The sequence below is a fragment of the Acidimicrobiia bacterium genome (assembly GCA_040878325.1).
In the GTDB taxonomy this organism is placed as follows: Bacteria; Actinomycetota; Acidimicrobiia; order Spongiisociales; family UBA11373; genus JAUYIV01.
The window spans coordinates 21,557-38,520 of the sequence record JBBDMM010000009.1; the positions used below are offsets into that span (position 1 = coordinate 21,557).

Sequence of the window (16,964 nt, forward strand, 5' to 3'; positions counted from 1 at the left end):
CTTCCGCCGGCCCCGAGCGACTCGAACCGACCGCCTACGCGATTATCAGTCCCTGGACGTAGATCGAAATCGCCGCGGCGAGGGCCACGAACAGCAGGTCGATGACGTAGGCATTCATCTTGTAGTTCATCCACACCACCGCCGAGTACATCATTGACCCGATCAGCAGGACGCCGATGACGAGCCCACCAAAGACCAGGGCTTGCTCGATGTCGTCGAGTGGGGTGGTGTAAGCGATGCCGATGTTGAACACGAACGAGTACAAGAAGGTGCCAACCAACTTGCTTGTCTCCGGCCTGCCCGACGCCACCGGCTGACCGGTCGCCGCGGACCACTTCTTGCCGAACAGTGGTCCGTACCACAGCCAACCGAACACCATGATGGCGACGGCCCCCGCCAGCACAGCGAGCCAGTCGATTTCCCCGAGATAGTCGAAGCCGGCAGCCGGCAGCCGTCTCTCTTCTTGCCGGTAGCGGGCAGCGGGTAGCGGGCAGCCCCCACACCGCCGGTCTCCGGTACCCCCCGGTTTCGGACGATCGCTCAACCTCTTCTAATCTCGGGCCGACCGCGAACCTTTGGAAGGCCATGACGCTGAGCGCCTACCTCCCGATCGCATTGATGTTCATCCTGGTGGTGGGGTTTGCCGGTGTGTCGATGGTGTTGAGCCGGGCAATCGCCCCTCACAACCCGACGCCGGCCAAACTCGATCCATACGAGTGCGGCATCGTTCCGTTGCAGGAGCCCGTGCAACGGTTCCCGGTGAAGTTCTACGTCGTGGCGATGCTGTTCGTGATCTTCGACATCGAGATCGTTTTCCTCTTCGCGTGGGCAGCCCGCTTCGTCGACCTCGGGTGGTACGGGATCGCCGCCGTGGGAATCTTCACCCTTCTGCTGGTCGAGACGCTGGTCTACGTGTGGAAGCGGGGCGCCCTCGATTGGAACGTCCCGCATCGGGCGCGCTACCGGCGTGTGGTGGCCGTCGACGCCGCGAGGGAGGCGGCCTAGATGGCTCGCCCGTCGGCGCCGCCGAATTTCCTCACGGCGGTACTGGGCAAGGCCGTCGGCTGGGCCCGAACCCGCTCGATGTGGCCCGCATCCTTCGGACTGGCGTGCTGTGCGATCGAGATGATGGCCACCGGGGCCGCCCACAACGACCTGGCCCGCTTCGGCATGGAGGTCTTCCGAGCCTCTCCCCGCCAGGCCGATCTGATGATCGTCGCCGGCCGGGTGTCACAGAAGATGGCCCCGGTTCTCCGCCAGGTGTACGACCAGATGGCCGAACCCAAGTGGGTCATTTCGATGGGGGCTTGTGCTTCCACGGGCGGCATGTTCAACAACTACGCGTTGGTGCAGGGGGTCGATCAGGTGGTTCCGGTCGACGTGTATGTGCCCGGATGCCCGCCCGGACCGCAGGGACTGATCCACGGGATCCTCACGCTGCAGAACCGCATCAGCGCGGGGGAGTACGCGATCCGATGACGACACCCTCGCTCGACTCGATGTACGAGGACCTGGCGTCGCGATTCGAGTCGGCCGGGTTCGGCGACTCGAAGGGGCAGGTGATCGTCCGGGTGCCGTCGGCCGATCTGGTCGGCTTCGTCGACGCCGCCAAGGACGTCGGGTTCCGGATGTTCATCGACCTATGCGCGGTGGACTACCTACATCGCGACCCTCGATTCGAGGTGGTCATCAACCTGCTGTCGATTGATCCGCCGGCACGGGTTCGCATCCTGGTCGGGGTGCCCGCCGGCGAATCCGTGCCGTCGATCACCGGCGTCTTCCCGGGGGCCGACTTCTACGAGCGGGAGGCGTTCGACCTGTTCGGAGTCCAGTTCGAGGGGCACCCCGACTTGACCCGGATCCTCCTGCCCGACGACTGGGAGGGGCATCCCCTTCGCAAGGACGTGCCGGTGGGGTCCGTGCCCGTGCAGTTCAAGGGGACGCACCGGGTCTCATGAGCAAACCTCCCGACATCATCACCGGCGACACCGAAGCGCCGGAAATCGCCGAGGCTGCCAAGCAGGGGCTGGTGACGCCGGCTTCGGAGCGCCGCGTCACTCACGATCTCTGGCTGAGCGGCACCGAAGCCCCCACCGGCACCGGCCGCTTCACCGATGAGGGCGCCCAGGAGATGTTGCTCGACGAGGGTCCGGAGGTGCTCGCCGGGCAACGGGGCACCCTGGTGGTCGACGACTACGGCGATGACGCGGTCTCGGACGAGGTCACCCAGATCATCAACATGGGTCCGCAACATCCGGCGACCCATGGGGTGCTTCGCCTCCACTTGGAACTCGAGGGCGAGACGATCAAGCGGGTGAAGCCGATCATCGGTTACCTGCACACCGGCATGGAGCGCACCGCCGAGGCCCTCACCTACATGCAGGGGCCCACCAACGTCACTCGCATGGACTACCTGTCGCCGTTTCACAATGAACTGGCGTTCTCGCTGGCAGTAGAGCACCTGCTCGATCTGGAGATCCCGCCTCGGGCGCAGACCATCAGAATCCTGATGACCGAGCTCAACCGGGTGGCCAGCCATCTGCTGTGGGCGGCCACCACGGGACTCGACCTCGGCGCTCTCTCGATGATGATCTACGGGTGGCGGGAACGCGAGGCGGTGCTGGCATTCTTCGAGAAGACCACGGGCCTGCGGATGAACCACAACTACATCCGTCCCGGCGGGGTCGCCGCCGATCTTCCCGACGGGTGGGAAGAAGACGTGGTTTCGATCGAGAAGACCGTGTTGGCCGGCCTCACCGACTACGAGGGCCTCCTCATGGGAAACCCTATCTTCATCGAGCGCACCCAGGGCGTGGGGGTGCTCACTCCGGCCGAATGCTTCGCCTTCGGGGTGACCGGCCCGATGGCCCGGGCGTCGGGCATCGACTTCGACCTCCGCAAAGCATTCCCCTACTCAGGGATCGAGAACTACGAGTTCGAGGTTCCCACCGCCCAGCACGGCGATGTGTACGACCGGTTCATCGTGCGGTTCGAGGAGATCAGGCAGTCGCTGCGGATCGTCCGCCAGGCGGCGGAAGCGATGCCGCTCGGCGACACCCGCACCGAGGATCGCAAGGTCACCCCGCCCCCTCGCGCCCGGATCGACCAGTCGATGGAGGCTCTCATCCATCACTTCAAGATCTTCACCGAGGGCTTCAAGGTTCCGGCGGGCGAGGTGTACCAGGCCGTCGAGTCGCCGCGCGGGGAGCTGGGGATGTACCTGGTGTCCGACGGCAGCGCCAAGCCGTGGCGCCTCCACGTCCGCGGCCCATCCTTCGCCCACGTCCAGGCCCTCCCCGCAATGCTCACCGACTCCCTGATAGCCGACACCATCGCCGCCCTCGCCAGCGCCGACCCCGTGATGGGGGATGTGGATCGATGAGAAGGAAGTCTCCAGTCTCCAGTCTCCAGTCTCCAGTAGGAAGGGTCGAGGGGTGGTGGCCTTCCGCCTTCCGCCTTCCGCCATCCGCAAGAAGAAGCGCGTCGATCGGGCCTTTCCGGTGTCTGACTGGGGACTGGGGACTGGAGACTGGGGACTTCTCATGACCTGGTCCCCCGCCACCGTCGAACGCGCCGAGGCGATTGTTTCGCTCTACCCGAACCCGCGGTCTGCCGTGATGCCGCTCCTTTATATGGCGATGCATGAGGAGGGGCGGCTCACCGACGAAGGGATGCAGGAGGTGGCCAGGTGGACCGGGGTTTCTTCCGCCCAGGTGCTGGCGGTGGCTTCCTTCTACACCATGTACAAGCAGCATGTGGGGCGCCACCTGGTGTCGGTGTGCCGGTCGATCTCCTGCCATCTGCTCGACTCCTCGGCGGTGATCGATGCGGTCGCCGACGAGGCGGGGGTGCCTGCGGGCGAGACGGCAGCGGACGGCTCGATCACGGTGGAGACGGTCGAATGCATCGGGGCGTGCGGCGGAGCTCCGGCGGTCCAGGTGGATTACGAGATGGTCGAAGGCGTGACCCCTGACAAGGCACGGGCCCTGGTGCGATGGCTGCTCGACGAGCGCCCTGAGACGGTGCGGTCGGACGATCTGCAGGAACGGTTCGGAGGAGCCCGCTCCTTCGACTGGGGACCAGCCGACTCCGCTGAGGCGGTGGGGCCCTTCCCGGCCTACGGGCCTTACGGCACCGTGGGAGGCTCAAGATGATCGAGTCTCTCCTCACGTCACGGATGGACGCCCATCCCGCCGATTCGCACACCATCGCCCGGTACGAGGCGACCGGGGGGTATGAGGCGCTGCGCAAGGCGCTCAAGATGAAGCCGGAGGAGATCGCCGCGGAGGTCAAAGCCTCGAACCTCGCCGGCCGGGGCGGAGCCGGGTTTCCCACCGGCGTGAAGTGGGGTTTCCTCGCCCCGGCGACTCCCCGCTACCTGGTGATCAATGCCGACGAGTCCGAGCCCGGCACCTTCAAGGACCGGCAGTTGCTCGAGCGCGATCCCCATCAGTTGGTCGAAGGCATCGTCATCGCAGCTTACGCACTGAACGCCAACCGCGCCTTCGTGTACATCCGCGGCGAATATCCCCGGCCCGCCCGCCGTCTGCACGCTGCGATCGAGGAGGCGCGCACCGCCGGATACATCGGCGACGACGTGCTCGGCAGCGGCTTCGCCCTCGAGGTGACGATTCACCTCGGCGCCGGGGCGTACATCTGTGGGGAGGAAACCGCCCTGCTCAACAGCCTCGAGGGGTTGCGGGGGGAGCCGCGGATCAAGCCCCCGTTCCCGGCGGTGGCCGGCCTATACGCCCAGCCGACGATCGTCAACAACGTCGAGACGATCTCGAATCTCCCCTGGATCGTCACTCACGGGGGGGCCGCCTACGACGCCATCGGTCCCGAGGGCTCCCGTGGCACCCGGCTCTTCTCGGTGTCCGGTCATGTCGAGCGCCCCGGCAACTACGAGATCGTCATGGGGATGTCCTGGCGCGATCTCATATACGACGTGGGCGGCGGGGTGCGCGGAGGCAAGGCCCTCAAGTGCTGGATCCCCGGCGGGGCGTCGGCCCCGTGGCTGACCCCGGAGCACCTGGACGAACCCATCACGATCCAGGCGTGTACCCGGCTCGGCACCATGCTCGGCTCCGGGGGGATCGTGGTGATGGATGAGACCACCAACGTGGTCGCGGCCGCGCTCAGCCTGGTGCGCTTCTTCGCCCACGAATCGTGTGGCAAGTGCACCCCATGCCGGGAAGGCACCTCGTGGCTGGAGCGGATCCTCGAGCGGATCCTCCACGGCCAGGGCCGGATGTCCGATCTCGAGCTACTGCTGGATGTCAGCGACAACATCAGCCCCGGACTGCGGTGGCCGCCGACGATGACCACGATCTGCCCGCTGGGACCTTCGGCCGTGTCGCCGATCACTTCGATCATGGCGAACTTCCGCGACGAGGTGGTGGCGATGATCGGCGGGGAGGTGCCGGCCGGTGTCTGAGATGGTGAAGGTCACGATCGACGGGGTCGAGGTGGAGGTCCCGGCCGGCGAGCTGATCATCAAGGCCGCCCAGGATCACGGCACCTACATCCCCCGGTTCTGCTGGCACCCGCGCATGGAGCCGGTGGGGATGTGCCGGATGTGCCTGGTCGAAGTGGAGACCCCGCGCGGCAAGGGCTTGATCACCGCCTGCACCCAGCGGGTGGCCGACGGCGTGGTGATCGACACCAAGTCGGAGGTCGTCAAGAAGGCGCAGGAAGGGGTGCTGGAGTTCCTCCTGATCAACCACCCCCTCGACTGCCCGGTGTGCGACCGCGGAGGTGAGTGCCCGCTCCAGGACCAGACCCTGTCGCACGGACCAGGCGAGAGTCGGTTCGTCGAAGAGAAACGTCACTTCGAGAAGCCGATCCCGATCAGCGATCTGGTGATGCTCGACCGCGAGCGCTGCATCCTCTGTGCCCGGTGCACCCGATTCAGCGACGAGATCTCCGGCGACCCGCTCATCGAGTTCATCGATCGAGGGAACTACACCCAGATCAACACATTCCCCGACGAGCCGTTCTCCTCGTACTTCTCGGGCAACACCGTGCAGCTTTGCCCGGTAGGCGCACTCACGGCCACTCCCTACCGGTTCCGGGCAAGACCGTGGGACCTCGAGGCGGTAGAGAGCACCTGCACCATGTGCTCCGTGGGCTGCCGGGTGTCGGTACAGGCGAGTCAGAACGAGGTGCTCCGGCTGCTGGCGGTCGACTCCGAGCCCGTTGGCCACGGTTGGCTCTGCGACAAGGGTCGGTTCGGCTACGAGTACTTGCGGTCCCCGGCCCGACTGGGGACGCCGCTCGTCCGTGGCGACGACGGTGAACTGCGCGAAGCAGCGTGGGGTGAGGCTCTGTCGGTGGCTGCGGAGGGGATCAAGGGAGTCGTCGCTCGCCATGGGGCGGGCGCGATCGCCGGGCTCGGTGGGGCTCGCAGCACCAACGAGGAGGCCTACGCCTTCGGCAAGCTGCTGCGGGGAGTGATCGGCACCGGCAACCTCGACGCCCGGGTGGGGGACGCCCTCGACCCGACGCTGATGGCCACCGGCGAAGCGCGCGGTCTGATCGGCGACCTGGAGCGAGCCAAGACGGTGTTGGTGTGGGGGCCCGATCTGAAGGAAGAGCTTCCGGTCCTTTACCTGCGGGTTCGGCGGGCGGCGACTGCGCTCGGCGCCACCCTGATCGTCGTCCACCCGCGTGCCTCCGGCCTCGACCGCGAGGCGACCCACGTCGTGCGGTATCGGCCAGGCGAAGGCGCCGCGCTGCTCGATCGCCTGACTCGGGGCGACGGCGATCTCGCCGCGGTGCGTGAGGCCCTGACCGCCGGTCCCGTGGTGGCGATCGTGGGCCGGCCGGGCCTGGCCGAGTCGCCCGACCTGGCTGCGGCGGTGGCGGCGTTCGCCGCCGGACTCCCTGACGCATCGGTGCTGCCCGTCACTCGCAGGGGGAACGTCTACGGGGCGGTCGACATGGGAGTCGTCCCCGGTTTGTTGCCCGGCCGGGTGCTCGCCGACGAGGCGGGCCGCGACGAACTCGCCACCGCTTGGGGGCTGTCCGTCCCGGAGCCCGGTCGTGACGCCGACGGGATCCTGGCGGGTCTCGCCGACGGCTCGGTTCGCGGCCTCCTCCTGCTCGGGGCGGACCCCGCCGCCGACAATCCCGACCGGGCAGCCGCCGTGGCCGGCGCAGAGTTCGTGGTGTCTCTCGATCTGTTCGTGAACGACTCGAACCGGGCTGCCGACGTGATCCTCCCGGTGGACGGGTTCTCTGAGGTCGAGGGCACCGTCACCAACCTCGAGGGCCGGGTGCAGAAGGTGAACCGGGTCGCGCCGGGAATCGGTCAGTCACGCCAGGCCACCGAAGTGCTGGGCGATCTCGCGGTACTGCTCGGCGGATCGCTGGGCGGCCCGGCGGATGCGCTGTTCAAGGAGATCTCCGCGGTGGCGCCGGCCTATAGGCATATCACCTGGGACGGGCTGGCGTGGAGCGCCGGGCGCGACGGCATCCTCGCCTTGAATTCCGGGCTTCCCTTGCCCCGACCCGGCTCCGACATCGACTCTCCTGCGCCCGGTCTCGCGCTGCACCTGGGGAGGGTGCTCTATGACGCCGGGACGATGGTCACCTCGGGGCCGTCGCTGGCGAAGTTGGCGGCTCGTCCGATGGCGCACCTCCATCCCGACGATGCGGCGCGTCTCGGGATCGCCGACGGAGGCTGGGCGAAGGTGGGCGCTGGTTCGGGTGAGGCGGTGCTCCCCGCGGCGATCGACCCATCGCTCGCTCCGGGGACGGTCTACGTGCCCCTCAACTTCGCCCTCGCCCTCAGCGGGAATTCGGTCGAGGTGTCCGCCGCGGCGGGTCCGGGGGAGGCGCCATGACTTCGTTTCTCGACGGCCTGTTCGAAAATGTCTTCTGGTCGGCGGCGATCAAAGTGGTGGTGGCGTTCGGGCTGCTGGTGGTCAACACGCTGCTCCTCGTGTGGTTCGAGCGCCGGGTGGTGGCGTTCATGCAGAACCGCATCGGCCCCAACCGCGCCGGGCCCTTCGGAATCCTCCAGACCCTGGCCGACGGGCTCAAACTGTTCTTCAAGGAGCAGATCACCCCCCGCAAGGTGGAACTGGGGATGTATCTGCTGGCGCCGATGGCGGCGCTGCTCCCCGCGTTCCTCATCTTCCTGGTAGTTCCGTTTGGGGCGCCGATCACCATCGGCGAGACCACCGTGACCCTCCAGGGCACCGACCTCAATGTGGGGCTGCTGTTCATCCTGGCGATGTCGTCGCTGGCGGTGTACTCGATCGTCCTCGCCGGTTGGGCATCCGGCTCCAAGTACCCGCTGCTGGGCGGGGTGCGGGCCACCGCGCAGATGATCTCCTACGAGGCGGCGATGGGCCTGGCATTGGTGCCGGTGGTGGTGCTCGCCGCGGTCAACCTGGGCGAGGGCGGGGTGGGGTCGATGTCCCTCGCCACGATTGTCGAACTCCAGCAGGGCTCCTTCCGGGGGCTGATCCCCGGGTGGTTCGTCTTCTGGCTCCTACCCTCGTTTCTCATCTTCTTGGTGGCCGGGGTGGCCGAGACCAACCGGGCGCCCTTCGACCTGGTCGAGGCCGAGTCGGAGATCGTCGGCGGATACCACACGGAGTACTCGGGGATCAGGTTCGCCCTGTTCTTCCTCGCCGAGTACGTCAACATGTTCAACGTCTCGGCGATCGCGGTGACCCTGTTCCTGGGCGGATGGCTCGGCCCCGACCTCGGCCTGCCTTCGGGGCTTGCCTGGGTGATGCCGATCTTCTGGTTCTTCGCGAAGACCTACGCGCTGCTCTTCGTGTTCGTATGGCTGCGGGCCACCCTTCCCCGGATGCGCTACGACCAACTGATGTCCTTCGGGTGGAAGCGGATGATCCCCTTCAGCATCGGCTGGCTGGTCCTCTTCTCGCTGGTGATGGCCCTCGACAACTTCGGATGGCCAGTAGAAGTCCCGGAGTGGTTCCCATGGGCATAACTCGCCTCCCGCCACCCGCCTCCCGCCCCCCGCAGGAACCGGCGATCGCGTTCGTAGAGCATGAACCGTCTCTTGCTGAAGGCGGAGGGCTGAAGGCGGAGGGCCCTCTTCCTGGCGACTGGAGACTGGCGACTGGGGACTCAACATGAGCCGTCTCGGCCCCCTCGAAGGCTTCGCCATCACTCTCAGGCAGATCTTCAAGAAGAAGGTCACCACTCAGTACCCGAAGGAGAAGCGGGTCAAGCCGCAGCGGTTCCACGGGCGGCATGTGCTGAACCGCTATCCGGACGGGATGGAGAAGTGCATCGGCTGCGAGCTGTGCGCCGGGGTGTGCCCGGCCCGCTGCATCTACGTGCGTGGCAAGGAAAACCCGCCCGACGCCCCGGTGAGCCCCGGGGAGCGGTACGGCTTCATCTACGAGATCAACATGCTCCGCTGCATCTTCTGCGCACTGTGCGTCGAGGCGTGCCCCACCGAGGCGATCACGATGAGCCAGTTGTTCGAGATGTCGGTGACCAACCGGGACGATGCCATCTACACCCGGGACGAGCTGCTGATGGACGAGCACGGCAACGTCCCCCATCCGGAGGCGGACAGCATCCTCATCGACAAGGGAGAGCTGCTGCTGTCCGACGGCTGGATGCGGGCCACCTCGCCATCCGGCCGGGCCGCCTACGAGGGTGTGGTGGCCTGGACGCCGACGGCGGGGGTGGGGATTCGACCGCCGGAGAGGGGGCAGAGTGGAAGTCTCCAGTCTCCAGTCTCCGGTCTCCAGGACACGGAGGGCCTCCCGCCTCCCGCTTCCCGCCTCCCGCAAGAGGAAGAAGGAGAAGATGCGGACGGCGCTGGGAGTGGGTCCGGGACTGGGGACGAGTCCTGATGGTGGAACTCGTGCTGTTCGTCATCTTTGGGACTGCGGCGCTCTTTGGGGCGGTCAGCATGGTTTGGGCTCGGAATCCGGTGTATTCGGCGATGGGGTTGATGCTCACCATGTTTTCGGTGGCGGTGTTCTATGTGTCGAACGCCGCCCACTTCATCGCGGTGGTCCAGGTGATCATCTATGCCGGGGCGGTGATGACGCTGTTCCTCTTCGTGATCATGCTGATCGGGGTCGACCGCGAGGAGCACCGCCGCGAGTCGATCCCTTTCCACCGGCCGATCGCGCTCGTGGTCCTGGCCCTCTTCGGGGCGGGGGTGCTGGTGGCGGGCCGGGTCGCCTGGGTGACCGGGCCGACCACGGCGGGTGAGCCGATCAACGGGACCGTCGAGGTGATCGGCGAAGAATTGTTCCGCAAATGGGTGCTGCCGTTCGAGGTGACCGCCCTGCTGTTGATCATCGCCTCCGTTGGTGCCATCGGCCTGGCGCTTTTCAAGGGGGACCGGGAGGCCGGGTCATGATCGTCACCCCCGGCTGGTACATGGCGCTCGCCGCGGTGCTGTTCCTGATAGGCGCGTCCGGCATCCTCCTCCGCCGCAATGCCCTGGTGATGTTCATGTCGATCGAGTTGATGCTCAACGCGGTCAACCTCACCTTCGTGGCGGCCGGTCGCGAGCTGAACCTCATCGACGGCCAGATCTCGGTGCTGTTCGTGATGGTGGTGGCCGCCGCCGAGGTGGTCGTGGGCCTGGCGATCATCGTCGCGGTGTTCCGCCGCCGGAGCACCGCCTCCGTCGACGAGTTGGCGGAGTTGAAGGGCTGATGGAGTCGCTGGTCACCCTCGCCGTGCTCCTGCCCCTCGCCGGGACCGTTCTGCTCGCCGGGTTCGGCCGACGGCTCCCCGAGCCGCTCGCCGGCGTGGTCGGCACCCTCACGGTGGCCGGATCGTTCGGGTGCGTCGCCCTCGCCTCGTTGGACTTCTTCGCCGGTTCGGGTGAACCTCTGGTGGTCACCTGGTTCGAGTGGTTCCCCGCCTTCGGGGTGGACGTCGCCTTCCACTTCGACCAGCTTTCTGCGTTGATGACCCTGGTGGTCACCGGCGTGGGCACGCTGATCCACCTCTACTCGATCGGGTACATGCATGGCGACCCGCGGTTCGGGCAGTTCTTCACCTACTTGAACCTGTTCATCACCTCCATGCTGATCCTGGTGCTTGCCGGCAACTTCGCGGTGATGTTCGTGGGGTGGGAACTGGTCGGTCTGTGCTCGTACCTTTTGATCTCGTTCTGGTTCGAACGCGAGACCGCGGCCGCGGCGGGGAAGAAGGCGTTCGTGGTCAACCGGGTGGGCGACCTCGGGTTCCTCGTGGCGATGATGATCGTGTTCGTCACCTTCGGTACCTTCGACTTCGGCGAGGTGTTCGCCGCCGCCCCGTCGGTGCTCACCACCGGGACCGCCACCGCCATCGGACTCCTGCTGCTCTTGGGCGCCGCCGGCAAGTCGGCGCAGCTGCCCCTCTATGTGTGGCTGCCCGACGCGATGGAGGGCCCCACCCCGGTGTCGGCCCTGATCCACGCCGCCACCATGGTCACCGCCGGTGTCTACCTGGTGGCCCGCACCGGGGTGATCTTCGAGCTGGCTCCGGTGGCCGCCGCGGTGGTTGCCATCGTCGGCACCGCAACCGCGCTGTTCGCCGCCACCATCGCCGTGGCCCAGGCCGACATCAAACGGGTGCTGGCCTACTCGACGATCAGCCAACTCGGCTTCATGTTCATGTCCGTGGGCGCCGCCGCCCATGTGGCGGGCATGTTCCATCTGATGACCCACGCCTTCTTCAAGGCACTGCTCTTCCTCGGCGCCGGTTCGGTGATCCACGGGATGCATGACGAGCAGGACATGACCCGGATGGGCGGCCTCGCCCGGAAGATGCCGGTGACCTTCGCCACGATGGCGATCGGCTGGCTCGCCATCTCCGGCATCCCGCCGCTGGCCGGCTTCTGGTCGAAGGATGAGATCCTTGGCGCGGTGTTCGAGCGAGGTGGGTTGTGGACAGTCCTCTGGGGCGTCGGGATCTTCACCGCGCTGCTCACCGCCTTCTACATGACCCGGATGATGTGGCTCACCTTCTTCGGTGCCCCTCGGTGGGCCGATGGGGTGGAGCCACACGAATCCCCGCGAGTGATGACCGTGCCGTTGATGGCGTTGGCCGGGCTCTCCATCGTCGGTGGCCTGGTCAACACTCCGTTCCGCACATCGCTCGAGCACTTCCTCGCTCCGGCTTTCGCCGCCGTCCACCTGAGCCATCCTCCCGAGGGTGCCGCTGCCTGGATCCTCGCCGGGATCTCGGTGGTGGCCGCGGTGGCCGGCATAGGGATGGCCGCCCTGCGCTACCGCGACCGAATCCCTGCCGAGCAAGGGCTGGGATGGCGAGTCCTCAGCCGCGGCTACTACCTCGACGACGTGTACGGCCAGGTGTTCGCCCGCTCTGGCAAACTCGGCGCCGCCTGGCTGGCGTTCCGCTTCGATTCGCGCGGCATCGACGGCGCAGTGGAAGGCGTAGGCGGCCTCACCCGTCGGGTCGCCTCCTGGCTCCGCCCCCTCCAAACCGGCTTCGTCCGCTCCTACGGCGTAGCAATCCTCCTCGGCGGAGTGGCCCTACTGGCGTGGTTCTTGAGTAGGGGGGCGCTGTGAGTCTCCAGTCTCCAGTCTCCAGTCTCCAGCAAGAGATGCGATCGGGCGTTTCGCAGCTCGCCACGCCTTCCGCCTTCCGCCTTCCGCAAGACCCGCGCCTGCAGCACCGAACCCGATCACCCGTTCCCGCTGGAGACTGGCGACTGGAGACTGGAGACTGATGGACTTCCCCATCCTCTCCACCATCATCCTCCTCCCCATTGCCGGGGCGATTGTTGTGATGTTCTTGCCTTCGCGGCGGCCGGAGTTGGTGTTGCCGGTGGCGATCGCAGGATCGTTGGTGACTCTGGGCGCCGTCGGGTGGTTGCTGGTCGAGTTCGAGGCGGGGGAGGCCGGGTTCCAGTTCGTCGAGCAGGTCTCCTGGTACGCCGACTGGGGTGTCGGCTGGCATGTCGGGGTGGACGGGATCTCGCTGCTGCTGGTGGCGCTCACCGCGCTGTTGTTCCCGATCAGCCTCGCTGCCTCCACCGGAATCACCCATCGGGTCCGCGAGTACGCCGCGTCGATGCTGTTCCTCGAGGCGGGGATCCTCGGGGTGTTCCTCTGCCTCGACCTCCTGGTCTTCTTCATCTTCTGGGAGGCGATGCTCGTCCCGATGTACTTCATCATCGGGATCTGGGGCGGCGAGCGCCGGGTCCACGCCGCCATCAAGTTCTTCCTCTACACCGCGCTGGGGTCGGCGTTGATGCTGTCCGGAATCATCTTCCTCGGCCTCACCGGCGGGGAGGGTGGTCCCACCTTCGACTTCGTGGAGCTGCTCGGCGCCGACCTCTCCCGCACCACTCAGTTCTGGCTGTTCGCCGCGTTCGGCCTCTCGTTCGCCATCAAGGTGCCGGTGTTCCCGTTCCACACCTGGCTCCCCGACGCCCATGTCGAAGCGCCCACCGCCGGCTCGGTGATCCTGGCGGGCGTGCTGCTCAAGCTGGGCGCCTACGGGCTGCTCCGCTTCAACCTCACGCTGTTCCCCGAGGCGGCCGTGGAGTTGGTGCCGGTGCTGGCGGTGCTCGCCGTGATCGGCATCGTCTACGGGGCGATCGTCGCCATCGTCCAGACCGACATCAAGCGGCTGGTGGCGTACTCGTCGGTGAGCCACCTCGGCTTCGTCGTTCTCGGCATCTTCGCCCTCACCTCCCACGGCCTCCAGGGGAGCGTGTTGCAGATGGTGAACCACGGCCTCACCACCGGCGCTCTCTTCCTGTTGGTCGGCATGATCTACGAGCGCCGCCACACCCGCGAGATCTCCCAGTTCGGCGGCCTGGCCACGGTGATGCCCCGCTACGCCGCCGCCTTCCTGTTCGTCGCCTTCGCCTCGATCGGTCTCCCCGGCCTCAACGGGTTCGTTGGCGAATTCTTCATCCTCATCGGCGCGTATCTGTCGCTGCCCGTCTACACCATCGTCGGCGCCAGCGGGGTGGTCCTCGCCGCGGTGTACCTGTTGTGGGCCTACCAGCGGATGTTCACCGGCCCGATCGTCGTCGAAGAGAACCGGGCGCTGCGCGACATCGGGTTCCGCGAGGTGGCGATCCTCGCCCCCCTGCTCGCCCTCATCCTCTTTCTCGGCATCTACCCCAAGCCCGCCCTCGACCGAATCGAGCCCTCAGTGAACCGGGTACTGGAACGGATAGAGCAGAGCACCGAGTACGAGGTTCCGCAGCCATGAGTCTCCAGTCTCCAGTCTCCAGTCTCCAGTCCCCAGAGCGTCCTCCTCCGTGCCGAAGGCACGGGGGAGGTGGCGCCGCCATCGGGCAGCCTTCGGCCGCCTGGGGCGGTGACGGAGGGGGCAGCGGAGACAGCGTGCGCGCCGGCGCGCTCTTGCCAATCGCCAATCGCCAATCGCCAATTGCTCGCCCGAAGGGCAAATCGTGAACCTCGACCTCCTCGCCATCGCTCCCGAAGCCATCCTCACCTTGGCCGTCGTCGTGCTGCTGCTCGTCGATGTGCAGTTTCATCCGGGGCACCGGTGGTGGGGGTTAGCGGCGGGGTTGGGGCTGTTTGGCGCCACTGCCGCCTCCGTGCTGCAGTGGGTCGATTTCCGGGGCGCCGACGGCGAGGCGTTCTTCGGCGGGATGATGCTGGTGGACGGGTTCTCGTCTTTCGCCGGCATGGTGATCTTCCCGCTTACCGGCCTCGCGCTGATGACGGCGTGGCCGCTGGTGCGGCGGCTCGAGGGGCGGGGCGCCGAATTCGTCACCTTGGTGCTGATCGCCGCAACCGGGGCCGATCTGATGGCGGGCGCCGGCAACCTGGTGATGCTGTTCGTCGGCCTCGAGGTGTTCTCGATCAGCCTCTATGTGCTCGCCGGCTTCACTCGCGACCGGGTGGACTCCGATGAGGCGGCGCTGAAGTACTTCCTGCTCGGCGGCCTGGCTTCGGCGATCTTCCTCTACGGCGTGGCGCTGGTGTTCGCCGCCACCGGGTCGCTGTCGATCAACGGGATCGGGGAGTACCTGGACACCACGGTGCTCCTGCGGCCGGGGATCCTCCTCGCCGGGATCGCCCTGCTGGTGGTGGGCCTCGGCTTCAAGGTGTCGGCGGCGCCCTTCCATGTGTGGGCCCCCGACGTTTATCAGGGGGCGCCGGGCGCAGTCACCGGCTTCCTCGCTTCCAGCGCCAAGGTGGCGGGCTTCGCCGCCCTCGCCCGGGTGCTGACGGTGGCACTCGGTGCCCGTATCGACGACTGGGCGCCGGCGGTGGCGGTGATCGCCGCCTTGTCGATCGTGATCGGCACCCTGCTCGCCCTTGCCCAGACCGACCTGAAGCGGATGCTGGCCTACTCCTCGGTCGCCCATGCCGGGTTCATTCTCAGCGCGCTGGTCGCCGGCGCCTCGGGGGTGCCTGACATGTGGTTCTACGTCGCCACCTATTCGGTCCAGGTGCTGGCGGCCTTTGCGGTTGCCGCGGTGGTGTCAGGTCCTGCGGTGGGCCGGGCGCCGCTCACCGACTACGCCGGCTTGTCGGCGCGATCACCCTTCCTGGCGGCGATGCTCGGGCTGACGATGCTGGCGATGGGCGGTATCCCGGTGACCGCCGGGTTCGTGGGCAAGGTGGCGGTGTTCCGTTCGGCGATCGACGCCGGCTACCTGTGGCTGGTGATCACCGGCGTGGTGGCCACCGTTGCTGGTTTGTTCTTCTACCTTCGGGTCATCGTGCTGATGTACATGCAGCCTGCCGCCGAGCCTCCGGGCACTCCGGGGGGGCGATTGTCCGTGCCGCTGGGGGCAGGGATCGCGCTGACGATGGCTGCGCTAGTCACCCTCCTGGCCGGGCTGGTGCCCTGGCCACTGCTCGAATGGCTGCGGGATGCGCTCCCGCTCTGATCGGCTGCTTGGCCTCACCTCCCTCGGACTCATAGCCGCGATCCCCCTGCTCATCGCGGGGCTGCGGGTGGGTGGCGTCGTGATCGTCGCCGAGGACGAGGTGGTGCGCGAGGACCTCTACGCGATGGGGGAGCGGGTCATCGTCGAGGGGGTCATCCAGGGCGACCTGTTCGTCATCGCCGGCCACCTCACCGTGGCGGGGCGGGTCGAGGGGGATGTGCTGGGGTTGGTGGGCGGACCCGCCGTCATCTCCGGCGAGGTGATCGGGTCGGTGCGTCTCGCCGCCAACACCATTTCGATCACAGGAGCGATCCGCGACGACCTGGCCGCAGCCGCGGTGGAGACCACCATCTCCGGCGGGATCGGTCGCGACGCCTTCCTCTACACCGGCGAGATGTCTACCGAAGGGATCATCGGCCGCGAGATCAGGGCGCACGCCTGGCGGATGTCGATCGATGGCCCGGTGGGCAAGGACGTCAAGGTGCGGGTGGACTCCCTCATCCTGGGCGACAACGCCTTCGTAGGCGGCGACGTCTTCTACAAGGGCACCGAGGCGGCACGGGTCTCCTCCGACGCCCTCGTCCTCGGGGCGATCACCCGTCGCGACGCGCTCGCACCCGTGTGGGCGAAAGCGCTGACGCGGTTGTTCGCCATCCTCAGCGTTTTCGGTTTCGTCGTCGCCGGCATGATCGGGTCCTGGCTCTTCCGGGGAACCTCCCGTCGGGCGGTGGCCGAGGTTGGTGCCCGCCCAGGGCGCGCCGCTCTCGTGGGCCTGGGGGTGGTGTTGCTGGTGCCCGTCCTGGTGCTGCCGCTATTCCTCACGCTGGTGGGGATTCCGGTAGCACTGGTGCTGCTGCTGTTGTGGCTGGTCGCCCTTTTCCTCGGGCCACTCCCCGCGGTCACCTGGGTGGGCACACGCCTCACCCGGGGTGGGATGGTCGTGGGCCTGGTGATCGGGACCCTGGTGTGGCGGGGGGCGATGTGGCTGCTGCCGCTGCTGGCCGCAGTGCTCTACCTCAGTGCGCTGCTGATCGGCCTGGGCGCCGCGGTCCTGGCAGCCTGGGAGCAACGGCGCGCTTCAGGCGTGGCGCCGGGCTGAGGCCTCGCCCGG

Annotated in this window: 16 protein-coding genes; 15 read left to right on the top strand and 1 reads right to left on the bottom strand. The window is 67.2% G+C overall.

The window, feature by feature from the left end:
- Positions 1-34 precede the first annotated feature (34 nt).
- Positions 35-544 carry a DUF1761 domain-containing protein gene (locus WD184_04815; GenBank protein ID MEX0826055.1) on the bottom strand — a complete coding sequence of 170 codons (510 nt, stop codon included), beginning with the start codon at positions 542-544 and terminating at the stop codon, positions 35-37.
- 41 nt (positions 545-585) lie between these two features.
- Between WD184_04815 and WD184_04820 the strand changes: the two genes are divergently transcribed.
- From WD184_04820 to WD184_04890, 15 genes are all read left to right on the top strand, one after another.
- Positions 586-1,005: an NADH-quinone oxidoreductase subunit A gene (locus WD184_04820; GenBank protein MEX0826056.1), complete on the top strand. Its 420-nt coding sequence runs from the start codon at positions 586-588 to the stop codon at positions 1,003-1,005.
- Positions 1,006-1,479 carry an NADH-quinone oxidoreductase subunit B family protein gene (locus WD184_04825; protein ID MEX0826057.1) on the top strand — a complete coding sequence of 158 codons (474 nt, stop codon included), beginning with the start codon at positions 1,006-1,008 and terminating at the stop codon, positions 1,477-1,479.
- 20 nt (positions 1,480-1,499) lie between these two features.
- The gene (locus WD184_04830) at positions 1,500-1,958 is read left to right on the top strand and encodes an NADH-quinone oxidoreductase subunit C (GenBank protein MEX0826058.1); all 459 of its coding nucleotides are present in this window, start codon (positions 1,500-1,502) and stop codon (positions 1,956-1,958) included.
- Positions 1,955-3,382, top strand: coding sequence for an NADH-quinone oxidoreductase subunit D (locus tag WD184_04835; GenBank protein ID MEX0826059.1), 1,428 nt, complete (start codon positions 1,955-1,957; stop codon positions 3,380-3,382). The genes WD184_04830 and WD184_04835 overlap by 4 nt, the downstream gene beginning before the upstream one ends.
- 160 nt (positions 3,383-3,542) lie before the next feature.
- Positions 3,543-4,154 carry an NAD(P)H-dependent oxidoreductase subunit E gene (locus WD184_04840; GenBank protein ID MEX0826060.1) on the top strand — a complete coding sequence of 204 codons (612 nt, stop codon included), beginning with the start codon at positions 3,543-3,545 and terminating at the stop codon, positions 4,152-4,154.
- Complete coding sequence (gene nuoF / locus WD184_04845; GenBank protein ID MEX0826061.1) at positions 4,151-5,437, top strand: NADH-quinone oxidoreductase subunit NuoF; 1,287 nt, start codon at positions 4,151-4,153, stop codon at positions 5,435-5,437. The genes WD184_04840 and nuoF overlap by 4 nt, the downstream gene beginning before the upstream one ends.
- A gap of 1 nt (position 5,438) precedes the next feature.
- Positions 5,439-7,847 carry an NADH-quinone oxidoreductase subunit NuoG gene (gene nuoG, locus WD184_04850; protein MEX0826062.1) on the top strand — a complete coding sequence of 803 codons (2,409 nt, stop codon included), beginning with the start codon at positions 5,439-5,441 and terminating at the stop codon, positions 7,845-7,847.
- Positions 7,844-8,968: an NADH-quinone oxidoreductase subunit NuoH gene (gene nuoH, locus WD184_04855; GenBank protein MEX0826063.1), complete on the top strand. Its 1,125-nt coding sequence runs from the start codon at positions 7,844-7,846 to the stop codon at positions 8,966-8,968. The genes nuoG and nuoH overlap by 4 nt, the downstream gene beginning before the upstream one ends.
- 145 nt (positions 8,969-9,113) lie before the next feature.
- Entirely contained in the window at positions 9,114-9,848 is a 735-nt protein-coding gene (gene nuoI / locus WD184_04860) for an NADH-quinone oxidoreductase subunit NuoI (GenBank protein ID MEX0826064.1), read from the top strand.
- On the top strand, positions 9,848-10,366 hold the full coding sequence (locus WD184_04865; GenBank protein MEX0826065.1) for an NADH-quinone oxidoreductase subunit J: 519 nt from the start codon (positions 9,848-9,850) through the stop codon (positions 10,364-10,366). Before nuoI ends, WD184_04865 begins: the two co-directional genes overlap by 1 nt.
- On the top strand, positions 10,363-10,668 hold the full coding sequence (gene nuoK, locus WD184_04870; protein ID MEX0826066.1) for an NADH-quinone oxidoreductase subunit NuoK: 306 nt from the start codon (positions 10,363-10,365) through the stop codon (positions 10,666-10,668). The genes WD184_04865 and nuoK overlap by 4 nt, the downstream gene beginning before the upstream one ends.
- A complete protein-coding gene (gene nuoL / locus WD184_04875; GenBank protein ID MEX0826067.1) occupies positions 10,668-12,536 on the top strand; it encodes an NADH-quinone oxidoreductase subunit L in 1,869 nt (622 codons plus the stop codon). Before nuoK ends, nuoL begins: the two co-directional genes overlap by 1 nt.
- 160 nt (positions 12,537-12,696) lie before the next feature.
- Positions 12,697-14,196 (top strand): NADH-quinone oxidoreductase subunit M, encoded by a 1,500-nt coding sequence (locus WD184_04880; protein MEX0826068.1) that lies wholly within the window; start codon positions 12,697-12,699, stop codon positions 14,194-14,196.
- Between the two features lie 202 nt (positions 14,197-14,398).
- On the top strand, positions 14,399-15,853 hold the full coding sequence (locus WD184_04885) for an NADH-quinone oxidoreductase subunit N (protein MEX0826069.1): 1,455 nt from the start codon (positions 14,399-14,401) through the stop codon (positions 15,851-15,853).
- A complete protein-coding gene (locus tag WD184_04890) occupies positions 15,837-16,952 on the top strand; it encodes a hypothetical protein (protein MEX0826070.1) in 1,116 nt (371 codons plus the stop codon). Before WD184_04885 ends, WD184_04890 begins: the two co-directional genes overlap by 17 nt.
- Positions 16,953-16,964: the final 12 nt, after the last annotated feature.

Coding starts and splice junctions, on each gene's coding strand:
- WD184_04820 (MEX0826056.1), top strand. CDS start 586: ATGACGCTGAGCGCCTACCTCCCGATCGCATTGATGTTCATCCTGGTG.
- WD184_04825 (MEX0826057.1), top strand. CDS start 1,006: ATGGCTCGCCCGTCGGCGCCGCCGAATTTCCTCACGGCGGTACTGGGC.
- WD184_04830 (MEX0826058.1), top strand. CDS start 1,500: ATGTACGAGGACCTGGCGTCGCGATTCGAGTCGGCCGGGTTCGGCGAC.
- WD184_04835 (MEX0826059.1), top strand. CDS start 1,955: ATGAGCAAACCTCCCGACATCATCACCGGCGACACCGAAGCGCCGGAA.
- WD184_04840 (MEX0826060.1), top strand. CDS start 3,543: ATGACCTGGTCCCCCGCCACCGTCGAACGCGCCGAGGCGATTGTTTCG.
- nuoF (MEX0826061.1), top strand. CDS start 4,151: ATGATCGAGTCTCTCCTCACGTCACGGATGGACGCCCATCCCGCCGAT.
- nuoG (MEX0826062.1), top strand. CDS start 5,439: ATGGTGAAGGTCACGATCGACGGGGTCGAGGTGGAGGTCCCGGCCGGC.
- nuoH (MEX0826063.1), top strand. CDS start 7,844: ATGACTTCGTTTCTCGACGGCCTGTTCGAAAATGTCTTCTGGTCGGCG.
- nuoI (MEX0826064.1), top strand. CDS start 9,114: ATGAGCCGTCTCGGCCCCCTCGAAGGCTTCGCCATCACTCTCAGGCAG.
- WD184_04865 (MEX0826065.1), top strand. CDS start 9,848: ATGGTGGAACTCGTGCTGTTCGTCATCTTTGGGACTGCGGCGCTCTTT.
- nuoK (MEX0826066.1), top strand. CDS start 10,363: ATGATCGTCACCCCCGGCTGGTACATGGCGCTCGCCGCGGTGCTGTTC.
- nuoL (MEX0826067.1), top strand. CDS start 10,668: ATGGAGTCGCTGGTCACCCTCGCCGTGCTCCTGCCCCTCGCCGGGACC.
- WD184_04880 (MEX0826068.1), top strand. CDS start 12,697: ATGGACTTCCCCATCCTCTCCACCATCATCCTCCTCCCCATTGCCGGG.
- WD184_04890 (MEX0826070.1), top strand. CDS start 15,837: ATGCGCTCCCGCTCTGATCGGCTGCTTGGCCTCACCTCCCTCGGACTC.